Genomic DNA, 18,993 nt, shown 5'->3' with positions numbered 1-18,993 from the left:
GTATAAGGATTACACCTTAGATCAGGACATTAGATGGGCAAGGGAGTAGAATGCCGCCCATGAATAGCTGCTGATTTGTGATACTCCATGATTCCACGCATAGACCAAACCTCCCCTGTGCAAGCCCTGTACCTGAACTTTATCAACGCCTTGCGCGAACAGGGTTTTAGCGGTGACCTGAACCCGGACTACGCCAACCGCACGGTGTTGGCAACGGATAACTCCATCTATCAGGTGCTGCCACAAGGTGTGCTCTACCCGCGCGACACTGCTGATCTGGTAAAAATTGCGCGCCTTAGCCAAGAGCCGAAATTTCAATCGGTTGTGCTCAGCCCACGCGGTGGCGGTACGGGCACCAACGGCCAATCGCTCACCGATGGTTTGGTGGTAGACACATCCAAGTACATGAACCAGATTTTGGAGATCAACGTCGAAGAGCGTTGGGTGCGCGTGCAATGTGGCGTGGTCAAAGACCAACTCAATGCCGCCATCAAGCCGCACGGATTATTTTTTGCACCAGAACTCTCTACCAGTAACCGCGCAACCATCGGCGGCATGATCAATACCGATGCATCTGGCCAGGGGTCTTGCCGCTATGGCAAAACCCGCGATCACGTATTGGAATTAAAAACTGTACTGCTTGATGGCACCGAGTGGACCTCTGCGCCGATCGATGAAAGCGAACTGGAAAATTTATGGAAGCGCGATGACCGCGTCGGCGAAGTGCATCGCGTCATCGATGCTATCCAACGCGAGCATCACGCGCTGATCGACGCAAAGTTTCCCAAATTAAACCGCTGCCTCACCGGTTATGATTTGGCGCATATTCGCGATGAACAAGGTCGCTTTAACCTCAACAATATTTTGTGTGGCAGTGAAGGTACGCTCGGTTTTATCACCGAAGCTAAAATCAATTTATTGCCTATCCCCAAATTCAGCGCGCTAATTAACGTCAACTATCGCGATTTCAACGTCGCCCTGCGCGATGCCACCCAGTTAATGACAGCAGAGCCAACCTCGATTGAAACCGTCGATTCAAAAGTATTGAATCTGGCGATGAATGATATCGTGTGGCACAGCGTGGCGGAGTTTTTTCCTGCACCCGAAAGCGGTGAAAAAATCCAAGGCATCAATCTGGTTGAATACACGGCCAATTCCGACGATGAATTAAAAGCGGATATAAAAAAACTGACTGACTTGCTCGATCGCGCAGCGCAGGATACCAACACCGGTCGCATCAGCTACTCCATTGCCTGGGGCAACGACGCTGTCAATAAAATCTGGGGCATGCGAAAAAAAGCCGTAGGTTTACTCGGCAACGTAGAAGGCGAAATTCGCCCGGTTCCCTTTGTCGAAGACACTGCAGTTCCGCCAGAAAATCTTGCAGATTTTATTTTTGAATTCCGCGCAGTGCTCGACGAGTACAAGTTGACTTACGGTATGTTCGGCCATGTCGACGCAGGCGTGTTGCATGTGCGCCCCGCGCTGGACATGAAAGATCCTGCGCAAGAAAAAATGGTGCGCATCATCACCGACCGCGTTGTCGCACTCACACAGAAATACAATGGCCTTTTGTGGGGTGAACACGGTAAAGGGGTTCGCTCTGAATATGCACCGGCTTTTTTTGGTGAGCTGTATCCGCAGATCCAACGCATTAAAGCGGCGTTTGATCCGCGCAACCAATTAAACCCAGGCAAAATCGCAACGCCCGCTGCCGATATCAAATTGCTAAAAATCGATGAAGTGGCTACGCGTGGCCAGCAAGATAGAAAAATTCCTGTGCAGGTTTGGGAAGGTTATAGCGAAGGCATGCACTGCAACGGCAACGGTCTCTGTTACAACTGGAATCCTAACGATGCCATGTGCCCCAGCTGGAAAGGCACGCGCGAGCGTAAACACTCGCCTAAAGGCCGTGCATCATTAATGCGCGAATGGCTCAAACAAATGAGCGAACGCGGTGTTAATGCGATTGACGAAAGCAAAAAATTAAAACGTGCGAGCTTCTTGTTCAATTTACCTGGCCGCGTCATCAACACCCTGGGCAAACGCAACGGCGAATATGATTTCTCCCATGAAGTGCATGAATCCATGGTTGGCTGCCTCGCGTGTAAATCCTGTGTGGGGCAATGCCCGATTAAAGTCGATGTGCCTGAATTCCGCGCGAAATTTTTAGAACTGTATTACAGCCGCTATCTGCGTCCACTCAAGGATTATTTTATCGGCGGCTTGGAATTTATGATTCCAACACTCGCTAAGATGCCGTGGGCCTACAACCTGATGATGAAGCCGCAGTTTATGCAGAAATTTATGGCGCGCTTTATCGGCATGGTTGATAGCCCACTGCTCACCGGCATAAGTCTGCACAAAGCGGCTGAAAAACTCGGCGTCAATTATGCGACTCTGGAAAATATTGCGCAGCTAACACCCGCCGAAAAAACCAAGGCTGTGATTTTGGTGCAAGATGCCTTCACCAGTTATTTCGAAACACCGCTGGTAATCGACACCCTCAAACTGCTGCAAAAACTCGGCTTTGTACCAATGCTCGCGCCTTTCAAACCCAATGGCAAACCGCTGCAGGTTCACGGCTTTCTCAAAGCCTTTGCCAAAGCAGCTGATACCAACGCAACCCAGCTGAATGGCCTTGCCTCATCCGGCATTCCGTTAATGGGTATTGAACCGGCAATGACACTGGCCTATCGCGCAGAATACAAAAAAGTGCTGGGCGATAACGCACCAAAAGTGCAATTAATCCAGGAGTGGCTCGCGCAACAGAGCGAGCAACTTGCGGGCAAGACGCGCGAGTTCAAAGCAGCGGAATTTTCACTGCTCGCGCATTGCACCGAAAAAACTAACGCAGTGAGTTCGGTCAAAGATTGGCAAACTGTTTTTGCTAAACTCGGTCAACAACTAAAAGTGATCGAAACCGGCTGTTGCGGTATGGCCGGAACCTACGGCCATGAGAGCAGCAATGTAGAAACCTCTAAAAAAATCTACTCGCTCTCCTGGTCACAAGTTGTTAACAATCCAACTAATGCAGGCAAGTTAACGGCCACCGGCTATTCCTGCCGCAGCCAGACTAAACGGATCGACAATGTAAAACTGCCGCACCCGGTACAAATTTTATTGCAACAATTGATTTAACAAACCCACTACCCTCACTGACTGACGAGCCACGACTATGAAACTTTTACGCAAATTGTTTGGTGCCAAACCTAAAGTTGAACCCACCAAAGTAGTACCCATTCCGGTCGCTGAAATAAAGCCGCCAAAACCGGTTATTACGCTGGATATCGTTGAACAAACCAGCGACGAGGGCGAGCTGTTAAAACTCGCCAGCGATGGTGCGACCAGCCAATTGCGTCAGGCTGCTGCGGAAAAGATTCACAGCCGTGAAATTCTGGAACAACTTGCTAAAGCAGTGAAAACCAAAGACAAAAACGTATTCAAAATTGTCAAAACGAAGTTGGATTTGTTCAAGGCAGAAGATGCAAAACTGGCAGAGCTGGAAGCCAGTGCCTTGCGTATTTGCGAGAAATTGGAGCGCCACTCCCATTTTGAAGCAGATTCACTCTTCAAAGCAAAACTGACCGTGTTACAAAACGAATGGGATGCGCTGGGACAAGTATCCATTATGGCTCAGTCACGCTTCCAAAGTGCTCTCGCCGCCTGCGAAGCTAAAATCAACGCGCGCGCACAAGCCATCGCCGATGAAGAAGAAAAACTCTCGCTTGACCAACAGGCATTGCAGTTGGCTGAAGAAGCCTATGCAAGCCTCAAACAACTCGCTGGCGAGGTGTACCGCGCAAGCCATGTCGAGGAACTGGTCAATGCAAACTACGAATTAAAAATTCAGGAGCTAGCAAATGCAGTGCGTTTGGCGGCGAATCGCCAGTTGCCGCTGGATAAGCTAACCAAAGAATTCGAACACCGTAAACAACAAACCTTGAATTTAATCGACCAAATCAAAACCTCCGGCACCGTCAAACAATTAGCAGAAAAACTTGATCAAGTTGAAGATTCAGATGCGGTTAAAAACGCACAGCAAAAACTGCAACAACTCATTAAGTCCGCAAAAGAATTCGGCGATGAGCTGCCGGAAACCCTAAGTGAGGCCAAAGCAAAACTGGATGCAATCTGGGCCCAGCGCCACCAGACCGAGCAGGCAGCTAAAAATGCTCTGCGCGATTTCAGTGAACTCGCACGCAAAGGCCTGTGGGCAGCAGAGCAAGGTTTTGTACGCAAAGCCCGCGCTATCCAAAAAGAATTGCAGGAAAAGCGCGCGCAATTGAGCGAAATCCCTAAAGGTATACAAGCCAAACTCGATGACTTTGAAGCACAGCTAGCGAAGCTTGGTGATTGGCACGAGTTTGCAGTGACTCCAAAAAAAGAAGCATTGATTAGCCAGATGCAAGCGCTTGCGACCAGTAGCATCAACCCTGAAAACCTCGCCACCAAAATCCACGAGTTGCAAGACAGCTGGAAAGAAGTGAGCAAAGGCGTACAACAACAAGACGATGAACTCTGGCAACAATTCCAACAAGCTTCCGCTGTAGCCTACGCCCCTTGTAAAGAATTTTTTGAAGCGCAGGCAGCAGAGCGCGAAAACAACCTCAACAAGCGCCGCGAATTAGTCAGCCAATTGCAACAATATCTACAAGGTTACGATTTTGCTAATGCCGTATGGAAAGATGTTGAGCAAACCTTAAAAACCGCGCGTGCCGAATGGCAAACCTACTGGCCAGTGCCACGTAAAGCGGGCAATGACCTGCAAAAAGAATTTGAAAATCTGATGGAGCAGTTATTTGGCAAAATCACCAGTGAATATGAGAGCAACAAAACGGCCAAGCAAAGCTTGATCGAACAAGCGCAAGCTCTGCTCAGTGCGGTTGATACGCGCGCAGCCACTGAAACCATCAAGCAATTGCAAGCGCAGTGGAAATTGATAGGCAAAAGCTGGCACAAAGAAGACCAACAACTCTGGCAAGAATTCCGCAAACACTGCGATGCGGTATTTGCCTTGCGCAATCAGGCATTTGAAGCGGCAAAAGAACAGCGTCAGGCGATTACAGCACAAGCCGAGCGATTGATCGAACAGCTTAATCAATTCGCCGCTCAATCACTTGAACAACTCAACGCGGCAAAGGCAGAAATCGAATCACTAAAAACAGAATTTTCCGCACTGGACTTACCCAAAGAAGCGAGCAAGGCATTGCAGAATAAGTTCAATGCCAGCATTGCCGCTATCGCTAACAAACGCGACAGTGCGCGGAGTCAGGCAGAAGAGCAGAGCTGGACCGATTTGTTTAATGCACTCAATGCGCTGCGCGAATACGAATTGGCAGTCATCGCGCAGACAGCCAGTGAAACCCTGGCTACTCAAAAAAACAATCTGGAAACACTTATTGCCAATACACCGCGCTGGCCTACCGGCACATTGAGCTTGGTGCAACAGCGCTTGGCTAAAGCTGATGCTATCACCAGTGCCAATCAAGCTGCCAACACCGAGCTGTTGCACACACTGGCGATTCGCGCCGAAATTTTGGCGGGGAAAGAAAGCCCGGCAGAGGACAAACAAGCGCGTATGGCCTATCAAGTCAAACAGATGCAACAGGCCTTTGGGCAACGCGATAGCAGTTTTGAATCATTAGTCTTGGAATGGGTTGCATTGGGCGGAGTTGCGACACAAGCCTACACATCATTATTGACACGTTTTAATAGCAGCCGAGCGCAGGGAATAAAAAGCTAAACACACATCAAGAATAGCCATTATACAAAGCGAGCCGGGATAACACCCTGCTCGCTTTTTTATTGCCAACTGAAATAATTCATACTAATAACTGACAATAAAAAAGCAGCCGCTGGTATCCAGTGGCTGCTGTAAGGGAGAGGTCAAACAACTATACAAAGGAGAACTTTACAAAGAACTACTCTGAATAACAGCTCGATGTAAAGGCGTTCGCAATACCAACGATAAGCTTAAAAAAACTGGCGGAAAAAATCCGCCAGAAGAAGGTCAAACACAACCCCTGTCCACTACCCTGTCGAAAGTGCAGTGGACATTGACTGAATCCTACCCCTTGCATACTAGTGGGTCAAGCTTTTTGTCAAAATGACTTTATGATACCAAAAACCCATTCCATCAATGGATTTTTTTTCACCAATAACTAATCCTGCCCTAGAATTGGCACAAAAATCCTTTTGCCGGACACAGAAGGCGCGCGTAAACTGATATGGCATAGCGGCGCATAACAAGGCACAATCCATCTTTACGCCCGCACTTGCCGATTACAGTGGGGTGAATTTTCCAGAGGAGATAGAGAGTGGCGAAACAGCCTTTGATTAGTATGCGCCCGGAAGCAAGAGGACTGTCATATGACCGCCCAGCGGCCAGCCAGATATTTGGTTTTATTCGCGATGCCATTATTAGTATGGAACTCTTACCCGGCCAAATGATTTCAGAAACAGCACTGGCACAGCAATTTGGCGTCAGCCGCACGCCGGTGCGCGAGGCGCTGATTCAATTATCCAATATTGGTTTTGTCGAAGTTCTGCCCCAGCGCGGGACTTATGTGTCCAAATTCAGTTTGGAGAAAATCCTGGAAGCACGTTTTATCCGCGAAGCATTGGAAGTTGCGGTGGTCACCCAGCTCGCCACTAATTCAGATGAAGCTATTCGCCTGGAGGCCGTCGAGGCCTGTGAAAAAATTATTGCCGACCAAAAAGCAGCAGCAGCTGAAGATGATGCACTTACCTTTCAAAATCTTGATGACCACTTTCACCAAACTCTGGCCAGTTTTACCCAATACCCGCGCGTTGCTTCATTCATTGAAGCAGAAAAAGCCCACATGGACCGCGTGCGCAACTTGAGCTTACATGTCAGTGGCCAATACAAGCGTGTACTTAACCAACACGCAGCGATTATTAAGGCAATTAAGGCGGGCTCTGCAGATAAATCAGCAGCGGCTATGAGTGTGCACCTAAAAGATGTTTACAATATTTTGGAAGTGATCCCGCAGGAACATCCAGAATATTTTGTTTAGCTAAAAAAACCTCATCGACAAAAGAACCGAGCCGTCTTACCCGGGCGGCTCTGTTTAGCAAGTCTTCTAAGCAATTGAATTTAAAGACGCATTTTTCAAAACACTGGCTATACTCCAAAGCATGCTGCCGACAACCATTACGCAAACATGCCTCATAACCAATTCCCAACACCACATCTACTGGAGCTGACTCGTGCTCCGGCCTGAACGCAGTTACTTCCGCACAAACATGCCAGGGAAAGTCAAAGTGTGCTTACGCACAGCTGTTTTGCGAAAATCTGTGTTAATGGTATTTCTGTTTTCGTTCTTTGTATCGGCTGATATAGATCCGCATAAAATGCAACAAGTTATGCAGACACGCTACGGTAACGATGGCCTTGTGTTACTGGAATCATGGAGGCGCATGTTGAATAGCGCCAACAATGCAACTCCTGAAACAAAAATCATCGAGGTAAATCAGTTTTTTAATCGTAATGTTCGTTACACAGAGGACATTATGTTGTGGAAAAAAAGCGATTACTGGGCGACTCCCCTGGAAGTGATGGGTGCACGCGCAGGTGATTGCGAAGACTACACCATCGCAAAATATCTCAGCTTGTTACAGTTAGGCGTTGCCAATGAGCAGTTGCGCCTGATCTACGTTAAAGCACAAATTGGCGGCCCGCAGAGTAAAATATTCCAAGCCCATATGGTGCTGGGATATTACCCTACACCCAATGCGATCCCACTGATTCTCGACAGTTTGCTCGACACCATTGAACCCGCCAATAAACGCCCGGATTTGCGCCCGGTATTTAGTTTCAACAGCGAAGGTCTATGGGTAGGCAACCAATCAACAACAGCTGACCCCACCGCGCGTTTATCGCGCTGGCGCGACCTGTTGGCACGTGTGAATGAAGAGGGATTTTAATAATGGATACCAAATGTTTTCTAACAACACCAAAACAATGAATGCGAAAGGCCATAACAATGTCACTAATTAAACAATTATGGATTGGAATTATTGTGCTCTTGCTGCTGGTCCTCGCTGGCAATTTTGTGATCAGCACTATTACTGCCAAAACCTATTTGCAAGAGCAGCTGCGTTTAAAAAATATTGATAATGCCAACTCCTTGGCGCTATCGATATCACAAATGCCGGATAAGGATCCGGTTACCTTGGAGCTATTAATCACTGCACAATTTGATGCAGGCCATTACGAATATATTATTTTCCAAGATGCCGATGAAAAACCCATAGTCGCGCGCAATTTTGATGACACAAAACCGGAGAATAATGCTGTACCTAAATGGTTCGCCGAGCGCGTGAAATTCAACGTAGCACCCGGCATTGCACAAGTACAAGACGGTTGGCAGCAAGCGGGAACTCTGGTGGTAAAAAGCCACTCGCGCTATGCACTGGAAGCGCTCTGGCAAAATACCCGTGATTTATTGGACTGGTTTATCTGCGCAACCCTGCTGAGCGGTTTAATCGGCAGTTTTATTTTGAAATACATATCGCGCCCGCTGGACTTAGTGGTAAATCAAGCAGAAGCCATCGGTGAGCGCCGTTTTATTATATCGGAAGAACCCAAAACCAAGGAGTTTCAACGCTTGGTGCGCGCGATGAATACGCTTTCACAAGGCGTTAAACAAATGCTGGATAAAGAAGCTCGTCAGCTTGAGCTGCTGCGCCGCGAATCGCAAACCGACTCACTCACCGGGCTTGCCAATCGTACGCATTTTTTAAATTTACTCGACACCCAGCTCACACGTGAAGATGCTCAGGAGCGCGGCATTATTGTGTTAGCACGCGCAATGAATTTGAATGAACTTAACAATCAATTAGGTCATCAACAAGTCGACCAGTTATTGCGCGCGATTGCCGGCGTATTCAGTGATCTTCAGGATAAATATCCCAATAGTTATGCTGGCCGCTTGAACGGCAGTGATTTTACCTTGCTGATTCCCACTGACACCCCCATAGATATTCTCAGTGCCGATGTATCACAGAAATTGAATTTCCAATTAATTGCTGGCGGTTTCGACAAAATCGCCCTGCCATTGGCACTATGCAGCTTTAACAGCAGCGACAAACGCAATGAGCTGTTGCATAAACTTGATGGCGCATTAGCACAAGCAGAGTTAAAAGGTAACCGCGCCGTTATCGCACTTGCTGATGATCAATTGGATTATGTACAACATAATTTGACGGAGTGGCGCAATGCTATTACCGAGTCATTAAGCACACAGGGCATTGCCTTGGCAAAATTCCCCGTACGCAATACCAATGGGGATTTACTCCACAACGAGACGGCAGTGCGCCTGGAATTGGATGGTGAACTCAAACCAGCTGGTTATTTTATGCCTTGGGCAGTGCGCTTGGGGTTGATGCCGGATGTCGATCTGGCGGTGCTGAAATTAGCGCTGACGCAACTTGGCCGTTCACCCGGCCCACTGGCAATCAATATCTCCGCTGCCGCGCTTTGTAGCGCTAACTTTCGCGAACAAGTTCTCGCTCTCTTGCTGAATGAATCGCAGCAGGCTAAACACTTATGGATCGAATTTCCTGAAATTTGTATGCTGCGTCATCTGGAAGAACTGCGTGCATTTTCCACGCGGCTGCGCAGTTTGGGTTGCCGGGTTGGCTTGGAACATGTCGGATTGGAGTTCACCCAGTTTGGCAATTTGCAGTCGATGGGTTTGGGGTATTTAAAAATAGACAGCGCCATTATTCGCGATATCCATAACAACCTCAGCAGCCAGACCTTTGTGCAAAGCCTTTGCACGCTGGGGCATTCGCTAGGAATTGTGATGATTGCGGAAGGTGTGCTTAGTGATGCGGAACAACAAACATTGATGAAAATTGGTGTGGATGGTCTTACCGGCCCAAACATCACCTAAACCCGGGCCCATAAAAAACGGCGCAGATTAAGCTGCACCGTTTTTTCAGTAAGATCACGTAGCAAGCAAACCACTCGCAACAATCTGCACACGAATTACAAATGCAAATTGTCGCCATCATCCAACAAATAAATCCCTTGGCGTTTACCGCGCAATTCACGCCGGTTGAGCAACTTGTGTTGCGCTGCATCGGGCAAATCGGTAAAGCGAATCACACCCTGCTCCACCAACAAATTCACTACATCTTCGAGTACCCGCGCCATGGTTTGGTCGGTCTGCTCCAGCGCCAACTGTTCGGCAGTTTTTTCCTGTTGGATAAACGCCAACAATTCCTGTGCATCATCAGCAACGGCTTCAACAAAATCACTCCCGGCAATTTTACTGATAGCAATTAATTCGCCTGCCTCATTGCGTTTGATGTACATGCTCTCCCCCCCTCACAAAAAATCGATATGCCAAGGAAAAAATCCCGCACCTGAACCACAGACCAAGCGCGGGAATTTTACCTTTAACAACAATGTATTAATCGGTAATTAATTTATTGTTGTTTAGCAGCTGCGTAATAATTTGTTGGTCTGTTGTTGCGCCGCTGTAAAGGCTTTGCAGATTGACTCCCGTCAACGTAATTTTTTGTGTCTCTGCCGAGCCAGTATAGCCTGCACCTACAGTGTGGGTATCTCCGCTGAAGCCTCCGGTGTGGCTAATGTGGACAATGGTATTCGCACCAGAAATCTCAAAGTGCAGATAATCAGCCAGATTGCCAGCACCATTACTTGCGCCAACATGCTCACCCTGGAGCAAATCGCGCAGATCGAGTACATCGCCACCATTGGTATTACCGCCCGCCGCGGTGGTTACAAAATTGTTGATGGTGTCTTCTGCCGGAGCACCTGCCGCACCTTGGTCACCCAAGCCCCAGACGAACACATCCACAAAGTTATCCGCAAAACCGCTCATGGTATCGTTGCCAGCACCACCACTGATACGGTCAGTGCCAACGCCGCTACTTATGGTGTCGTTACCACTTCCACCAAAAATGACGTCATTGCCTGAACCAGAGGTAATAGTGTCATTGCCATCACCACCAGAAACCACATTATTGCCGTTGGCAGCACTGATCGTATTATTGCCACTACCACCCTGAATATATTCATTAGCGGAATTACCGGTGTAATTGCCACTTTCAGTCGTTGTAATGTCTACGGTTGTGTAGTCCGCCCTTAACGCCACAGTAGTAGAAGTAGATGCTGTAAACCCGCCAGTGGATTCAGTAGCAGTGACTTGTACCGTCAGGCTAGTGTTCGTTGTGGTGTAGCTGCCAGGAAGATTCAAGGTGAGATTAGGCAAATCGGCGGTGGTAAATTGCCACACCCCGCCACCCAGATTGGTTCCACTATTAAAACTAAGACCTGTTGGAACACCACTGATTTTTATGGACAAGGTTTCAGAGCCGTCGGTATCCACCAGGGAAGTCATGATCGGAAACTTCACGCTGGTGCCGCCCGTACCATGTGCCAAGGCCACTACGGATTTCAATACCGCAACCGAAGGTGCTGAGGCGGCCCCGACATTGACTGTTACCGAACCGTTGCTGCTGTTGCCCAAAGGATCGCGGACAGTGTAGGTAAAGCTGGCAGGTCCCTCATAGTTGGCTGTTGGAGTAAAGACAACATTATTACCAGAGACTGCCACAGTTCCATTGACAGCGCCTTGTACACTGACAAAGCTGATAACTTCACCCTCTGGATCGCTGTCATTGGACAACAACGTAGCTATAGGGATACTCAAGCTGCCATTACTAGCGGCAACGCCGGAATCGGCCACGGTTGTAGGAGCATCATTCACTGGCGCCACCACCAGATTCACCGTTGCTGTGTCGGTTCCGCCTTTGCCATCACTGATCGTGTAGGTGAAACTCGCCGGGCCACTATAATTCGCGGCCGGAGTAAACACGATGCTGCCAGCCACCAGGTTAACCGACCCATTTACTGCACCTTGTACGCTCTGGATAACCAAGGTATCACCATCAGCATCGGTATCATTGCCCAGCAAGGAACTGGCTGGGATGGCAAGTGCAGTGTCTTCAACCGCCGAGAAAATGACATTTTTATAAGTGGGAATAGACGAGAGGAGGTCATAACTTGTCCCGGCATCATCACTCAATTCCAGTTTCAGACGCGCTGAAATCCCCTGGTCCCAATAGATAACTTCAACAGTATGCAAACCGCTAGTAGTTAACGTAAATAGATTGTGGATGGTCGTTTTGACCGTCTGATTCTGGTTAACCTCTGCCACCACTACCCCATCAACCCGGATTTGGTAACCGTCATCAGCGGTGACTTTGAAATTGTAGGTGCCTGCACCCAGCTCAACAAAACCACGCATACGGATAATTGCATCGGTTGTGGTAGCGGGGTCAGCACTCAGGCTGGCTGCATCACTGCCCAGAAATGACTGCAGGTTAGTACCGTTACCCAGACCGTTATTAAATGCAGTATTTCCATAGTCGAACGTTTTGGCTACAAAAGTCGCATCAGGTGTACGACCATTGATGAACGTATTGATCTGTTGGAGATTCGTGAGGTTTGAACCGTTGGCCGGATCGCTGTAACCGAAGTATTCCGACACCAAACCAATATTGCCCGAGCCAGTAGATGCTGCCGCATCGTCATTTGCATCAGGCGCGGTATTGGGTTTCACTACGGTGATATCCACGCTGGCAGTAGAGCTTCCACCTTTGCCGTCACTAATGGTGTAAGTGAAAGACGCCGGACCGGAATACCCAGCAGTAGGGACAAACACCACGTTGCCAGCGACGAGTGAAACATTACCATTCACCGCACCTTGAACTGAATCAATCGTCAGGATATCGCCGTCAGGATCAGTATCGTTGCCCAGTAAATCGGCTGGTGCAAAGGTCAAGGCTGTATTGCGCAGGGTTGTACCGCTATCCGCAACCGCCGTTGGGCCATCGTTAGTGCCTGCGACAGTAATCACTACTGAGCTGGTGGTGCCGTCAATACTCTTGACGGTGAATATCTCGGTTTTGGTCTCGCCTTCCTTAAGTTGTTGGACGTTTGTCTTGCTGTTGTCGATGTTATAAGTCCAGTTACCTGTGCTGGTAATGGAGAAACTGCCATAGGTTCCGGCGGTATTGGTCTGCACCTCAAAGCCTGCCTCACCTGCATCCGGATCTGTGATGGAGAGGGTTCCTGCCGCAGTGGATTGGGCTGGAGTATCCTCTTTTACTGTGCCAGCACCGCTGCCTACTACGGCGACATCTGCTACAGGATTGACGCTAATGTTCACTGTGGCTGGGGTCGAATCGTCCAGGCCCTTGTCATCGCGCGCAGCGTAGTTGAACTGACTGGCACCATTCCAGTCAGCATCGGGTTTGAAGTAGACAGGCCCGCTGACCAGATCATCAACCGCAATCAGGGTGGTCATAGCGGCATCGCTGTATAGCAGACCATTCGTTGGCAGGGACTTAATGACATAGCCTGCGACCGAACCATCGCTATCACTGCCAGCCAGATTGATGGTAATCAGAGTGTCCTCATCGCCGGAGACATTGAGCACGTTGGTTTCTGGCGCTTGGTTAGGCGCGGCCACCACGTTGATATTGACCCTGCCTGAGTCAACTCCACCTTTATCATCCGTCACTATGTAGGTAAAACTGGCAACGCCTGTGAAACCGGGGGTAGGCGTAAACACCAGGTTTCCACCAACGACCTGGAGAGTGCCATTGGATTCAGAGGTCACGGTGGTAACCCGCAACGTATCGTTGTCCACATCTGTGTCATTGGCGACCAGAATCGACAAGGGCAGGGGCAGCGACAGCGTGGTATTCGTGGTAATCGTAAATGTGTCGTCTACCGCTACGGGCGCATCATTCACTGGGGTAAGCGTGATATTCAGGTCTGCGCTCGCACCAGTGTCGGTGGTGTAGGTCACCGTCGGCACGGCACCATTAAAGTTGTTATCAATCGGCTCAAAGGTATAGTCGCCATTTGCGAGCAAGGTAAATTGGCCCACTCCCGGCAAGGTCACACTGTCATTGGCATTGTAGGTAGTGCCATTGATCACAAAGCTGGCAACCTGCGGGTTAGAATCCGGATCAACATCATTGGTCAACACATTTCCGGTTGCGTTGCTGCCTTCGGCGACGGTTTTAAAGTCATCAATCGCCTGTGTTGGATCATTAACCGCCACCACGTTGATAAACACAGTGCCTTTATCCACTCCACCCTTGTCGTCGGTAATGCGGTAATCAAAGCTCGCTGTGCCGCTGAACTCAGCGTTTGGCGTGAATACCAGATTTCCTGAAACAACGCTCAATGTGCCATTAACGGCATTCTCCAAGATAACAACCCTTACTGAATCGCCATCCGGATCAGAGTCATTGGTGACAAGATCCGACACCGGCAGAGGCATGCTCCAAACATCGTCTTCATTGATGGTATAGAAATCGTCCACAGCAACGGGAGCATCATTCACTGGCGTAACGGTGATATCCAGGGTACTGGAGAAACCCGTATTTGTTGTGTAGGTAACTTGGGGGACGGCGCCATTCCAATCGGCCACCGGATCAAAGACGTAGGAACCGTCGGTATTCACCACCAGACTTCCGACACCGGCGATAAGCGCCGTCTGGCCAGCGGTGAAGCTACCCAGTCCTGAAATCTGGAAACTCGCGACTGTCAGGGTGTCATCTGAGTCAGTGTCGTTGGTGAGCACATTACCGGTGACATCGTTATCTTCAGGGGCGGAATCGAGGTCTTGCACAAGCACGCTCGGGGCATTGGCTTTGACCACAACATTGACTGTGGCGGTGGCGGTCACACCTGATGGGTCTTGAACGGTATAAGTGAAGCTGTCGTTGCCTGAAAAACCGGTGTTCGGGGTATAAACCGGATTTCCGGTAACCGCATCGATAACAACCGAGCCATTGGCGCCTTGGCTGACAGATGCCACAGTCAGAACACCGCCCTCGGGATCGGAATCGTTAGTACGCACCGCCACCATGACCGAGCTACCTTCGTCAACATTGGCTGTGTCGTTTACGGCTATCGGGGCATCATTGACCGGGGTAATCGCGATTTGTACCGTAACGATATTGCCATTGTTGGTGCCATCGTTAGCGCGGTAGGTAAAGCTATCGCTGGTGGTTTCACTGCCGTTGTGGGTGTAGCTAAAGGTACCGTTCGCGTTCAGCGTCAGCGTGCCGTGCGCGGGTCCGGAAACCAGAATCGCCGACAGCGGGCTGTTTTCAGCATCCGAATCGTTAGCCAATACACTGGTGGCACCCGACTCTAGCAGCGTCGCAGTGCCGCCTTCATTGACAGTGATACTGTCAGCAACGGTGACTGGCGCGTCGTTAACTGGCGTGACATTTATATTGACGGTGACCGTATTTCCGTCTTCGGTTCCATCGTTAACCTTGTAGGTGAAGCTATCGGTAGTCGTCTCAGAGCCGTCGTGCAGGTAACTGAAGGTACCATCGGCATTCAATGTAAGAGTGCCATTGGCCGGACCAGTGACCAAGACTGCGGTAAGCGCATCCAGATCAGCATCGGTATCGTTGGCCAACACGCTGGTTGCTCCGCCTACCAGAGTGGTGGCAACACCACCCTCCGCCACATTAATGCTATCGGCATTGGCAACAGGCGCATCATTAACCGGGTTCACGCCGATGGTCACCGTGCTGGTAGTGGAGCCACCATTGCCATCACTGACGATGACCACAAAGCTATCGCTGCCGTTGTAGCCCGCATTGGGCGTGTAAGTAAAAGTGCCGGTCACAGGATTCAGCACCACTGTGCCCTGCGCCGGGTTTCCGGTAACCGTGTAGGACAGCGCATCGCCATCAGGGTCATTAGCACTGATAGCTCCATTCACCGGAGCATTTTCATCGGTTGTCAGGTTCAGATCGGCCGCCGTGGGCGCGTCGTTATCCGGGGTGACGACAATCACGACGTTACTGGTCGTGGTGCCTCCATTGCCATCGCTGATGGTAACTACAAAGCTGTCACTGCCGTTGTAATTGGCATTGGGCGTATAAACAAATGTACCGGTTGCGGGATTCAGCACCACAGTACCGTTGGCAGGATTACCCGTCACGCTGTATGACAGGGGATCACTCTCAGCGTCAGTGGCACTGATGGCACCGTTGACAGCGGTATCCTCCGCCGTTGTCAGGTTCAGGTCGCTGGCTACCGGGTCGTCATTGAGTGAGTTAACGCCAATAGTGACCGTGCTGGTCGCCACGCCGCCTTTACCATCGCTCACGCTCACCACAAAGCTGTCGCTGCCGCCGTATCCGGCGTTGGGCGTGTAGGTAAAGGTGCCAGTTGCAGGGTTCAACACCACAGTGCCACTGGCTGGGTTACCCGTGACGGTGTAAGACAAGGTATCACCATCGGGATCATTCGCACTAATGGCGCCGTTGACGGGCACGTCCTCATCGGTGGTCAGATTCAGATTACCTGCAGTAGGCACGTCGTTTACCGGTGTTACACCGATATTCACACGGCTGGTGGTAGTACCACCATTGCCATCGCTAATAGTGACAACAAAACTATCGCTGCCGTTGTAACCCGCATTGGGGGTATAGACAAAACTGCCGGTCGCAGCATTCAGGGTGACCGAACCGTTGGCCGGTGAGCCGGAAATAAGGTAGCCCAGTGCGCCACCATCGATATCAGAAGCACTGATTTGGCCATTGATGGGAGTATCTTCCGGGGTGCTGAGGTTTTGATTGTTCGATACAGGGGCATCATTTACGGGTGTTACACCGATATTGATGCGGCTGGTAGTAGCTCCCCCTTTGCCGTCACTGATAGTGACGATAAAGCTGTCGCTGCCGTTGTAGTTGGCATTCGGTGTGTACACAAAACTGCCGGTGGCAGGATTGAGGGAGACACTGCCGTTGGTAGGCTGACCGGATACCGCATAGCCAAGTGTATCGCCCTCAATATCGCTGGCAACGACTTGGCCAGACAATGACGTATCTTCCAGTGTAGTCAGGTTCTGGTCGCTGGAAACTGGCGCATCGTTGATCGGCGTTACACCGATATTGATGAGACTGGTAGTCGTACCGCCATTGCCATCGCTGATGGTGACGACAAAGCTGTCACTGCCGTTGTAGTTGTTGCCGGGAGTGTAGACAAAACTGCCCGTCACAGGATCAAGCGCAACTGTGCCATTGGCTGGCTGGCCAGATACCACATAGGCCAGCGTATCCCCTTCGATATCGGTCGCCACCACTTGACCAGGCAAAGGGGTATCTTCTGGCGTAGTAAGATTTTGATCATTGCTTACTGGCGCATCGTTGACCGGTGTTACACCGATGTTGACGCGGCTAGTGGTAGTGCCGCCATTACCATCGCTGATGGTGACCACAAAGCTGTCGCTGCCGTTGTAGTTGGCGTTCGGGGTATACACAAAGCCGCCAGTTGCTGGATTAAGCGTAACTGTGCCGTTAGTTGGCTGGCCGGATACCGCATAACCCAGTGTATCGCCATCGATATCAGTGGCGGTAACTTGGCCACTAATCGGCGTGTCTTCCGGCGTACTCAGATTTTGGTCGCTGCTGACTGGTGCATCGTTAACCGGGTTGACTCCAATCGTAATGGTACTGGTGGTTGTACCGCCCTTCCCGTCGCTGATGGTGACGACAAAATTATCCCCGCCGTTGTAGTTAGCGTTGGGTGTATAGACAAAACTGCCAGTCACAGGATTGAGCACCACCGTGCCATTGGTAGGGACACCGGACACTGTATAGCCAAGGGTATCACCATCGATATCGCTGGCGACTACCTGGCCGCTAACCGGCACGTCTTCATCGGTCACCAGGCTTTGGTCATTGCTCACCGGGGTATCGTTAACGGGGTTAACACCAATGGTGACAGTGCTGGTGGTGGTACCACCATTGCCATCACTAACCGTTACGACAAAACTGTCGCTGCCGTTGTAATTGGCATTCGGGGTATAAACAAAAGTACCTGTGGCCGGATCAAGAACCACTGTGCCGTTAACAGGCTGACCAGATACAACATAGCTAAGCGTGTCATTCTCGATATCCTGCGCAACTACCTGACCATTGACCGGCACATCTTCATCGGTCGTGAGGTTGATATCGCTAGTGGTTGGTGCATCGTTAACCGGTGCGATATTGAGTGTAATGCTGGTGTTCGTGGAGTTGCCGCGGCTATCGGTCACGGTCACGACAAAACCGTCTGTGCCGTTGTAATTCGCATTGGGGGTAAAAGTAAATTGGCCGGTGACAGGGTCAATTACCAACACACCATTAACGGGAGGAGTAGCGACGGTGAAGGTCAGGGCATCATCTTCAATATCGTCGGCAATGATTTGGCCAGTGACGGCTTCGTCTTCATTGGACACGATGACCTGATCGGTAACCAAAGGTGCGCGATTAATGTAGTTTGCGTCGTTCTCGAACGCTATCTGGCCAGATTGAGAGGCCGAGGTATAGTCAAATGCTTGTGAATCTGTACTTTCAATGACTCGGGTGAGCTGCACAAAATTGTGCCCTTCACTGCTGCCACCACCACCGGCATCACCCGCAGCAGTTTCCTCCAACTCTTCCAAAAGGTCGCCGCCCTGTTCCAACACTGTCAGCGCTTCTTGCACGCTGGCGTCACTCAGTAAGGCTTCATCAGGGCCAGTTGCTGTATCGGCGAGAAAGTCACGGCTCATGCCGACTTCCGCACCACCATTGACAACTAGCGGTTCTCCACTACCCACATCCAACTCAACGCGGGCGCCCTCTGCGGTTACCAAAATTTCATCGTCATTGAGCGTACTGCCCACTGTCAGGGCACGCAGTGTACCATCCGGGGCTTTCGCCCAAGCTTGACCTTGAAGAAACGAAACTTTGGCAACGGCATTACTCATAGATGACTCCACGTCATTTAAAAATGTGATGCAGCTCACGGAGTGAGTGCGATGATGTGGAGTCTAGTTACTGAGGAAAATTGCGCCATTGGACTAAAGGACAATAAGCAGAGTTTTTTTACTTCTATAAAAGAATAATGAATAGAAAGTGGGG

7 protein-coding genes are annotated in these 18,993 nt (G+C 50.0%); 5 read left to right on the top strand and 2 right to left on the bottom strand.

Features of this window, described 5'->3' with window-relative positions:
• The first annotated feature begins 87 nt into the window (after positions 1-87).
• From ydiJ to J2X05_RS14500, 5 genes are all read left to right on the top strand, one after another.
• Positions 88-3,141 (top strand): D-2-hydroxyglutarate dehydrogenase YdiJ, encoded by a 3,054-nt coding sequence (ydiJ, locus tag J2X05_RS14520; RefSeq protein ID WP_310073650.1) that lies wholly within the window; start codon positions 88-90, stop codon positions 3,139-3,141.
• A gap of 37 nt (positions 3,142-3,178) precedes the next feature.
• A complete protein-coding gene (locus J2X05_RS14515) occupies positions 3,179-5,746 on the top strand; it encodes a DUF349 domain-containing protein (protein WP_310073648.1) in 2,568 nt (855 codons plus the stop codon).
• Between the two features lie 574 nt (positions 5,747-6,320).
• On the top strand, positions 6,321-7,040 hold the full coding sequence (locus J2X05_RS14510; RefSeq protein ID WP_310073646.1) for a GntR family transcriptional regulator: 720 nt from the start codon (positions 6,321-6,323) through the stop codon (positions 7,038-7,040).
• A gap of 337 nt (positions 7,041-7,377) precedes the next feature.
• Positions 7,378-7,950, top strand: a complete 573-nt coding sequence (locus J2X05_RS14505) for a transglutaminase-like cysteine peptidase (RefSeq protein ID WP_310073645.1) — start codon at positions 7,378-7,380, stop codon at positions 7,948-7,950.
• A gap of 59 nt (positions 7,951-8,009) precedes the next feature.
• On the top strand, positions 8,010-9,923 hold the full coding sequence (locus J2X05_RS14500) for a bifunctional diguanylate cyclase/phosphodiesterase (protein WP_310073644.1): 1,914 nt from the start codon (positions 8,010-8,012) through the stop codon (positions 9,921-9,923).
• 95 nt (positions 9,924-10,018) lie between these two features.
• On the opposite strand, the gene J2X05_RS14495 is transcribed toward J2X05_RS14500, so the two are convergent.
• Both J2X05_RS14495 and J2X05_RS14490 read right to left on the bottom strand, forming a co-directional pair.
• The gene (locus tag J2X05_RS14495) at positions 10,019-10,348 is read right to left on the bottom strand and encodes a hypothetical protein (RefSeq protein ID WP_310073643.1); all 330 of its coding nucleotides are present in this window, start codon (positions 10,346-10,348) and stop codon (positions 10,019-10,021) included.
• Positions 10,349-10,445: 97 nt separating this feature from the next.
• Positions 10,446-18,839 carry a retention module-containing protein gene (locus J2X05_RS14490; protein ID WP_310073641.1) on the bottom strand — a complete coding sequence of 2,798 codons (8,394 nt, stop codon included), beginning with the start codon at positions 18,837-18,839 and terminating at the stop codon, positions 10,446-10,448.
• Positions 18,840-18,993 lie beyond the last annotated feature (154 nt).

The sequence above is a fragment of the Cellvibrio fibrivorans genome (assembly GCF_031457055.1).
In the GTDB taxonomy this organism is placed as follows: domain Bacteria; phylum Pseudomonadota; class Gammaproteobacteria; order Pseudomonadales; family Cellvibrionaceae; genus Cellvibrio; species Cellvibrio fibrivorans.
Note: the sequence above shows the minus strand (reverse complement) of the source record. Positions and strands in the feature narration are given on the sequence as shown.

Excerpts from the sequence above, each read along its gene's own strand:
- ydiJ (WP_310073650.1), top strand. The coding sequence starts at position 88 with ATGATTCCACGCATAGACCAAACCTCCCCTGTGCAAGCCCTGTACCTG.
- J2X05_RS14515 (WP_310073648.1), top strand. The coding sequence starts at position 3,179 with ATGAAACTTTTACGCAAATTGTTTGGTGCCAAACCTAAAGTTGAACCC.
- J2X05_RS14505 (WP_310073645.1), top strand. The coding sequence starts at position 7,378 with ATGCAACAAGTTATGCAGACACGCTACGGTAACGATGGCCTTGTGTTA.
- J2X05_RS14500 (WP_310073644.1), top strand. The coding sequence starts at position 8,010 with ATGTCACTAATTAAACAATTATGGATTGGAATTATTGTGCTCTTGCTG.
- J2X05_RS14495 (WP_310073643.1), bottom strand. The coding sequence starts at position 10,348 with ATGTACATCAAACGCAATGAGGCAGGCGAATTAATTGCTATCAGTAAA.
- J2X05_RS14490 (WP_310073641.1), bottom strand. The coding sequence starts at position 18,839 with ATGAGTAATGCCGTTGCCAAAGTTTCGTTTCTTCAAGGTCAAGCTTGG.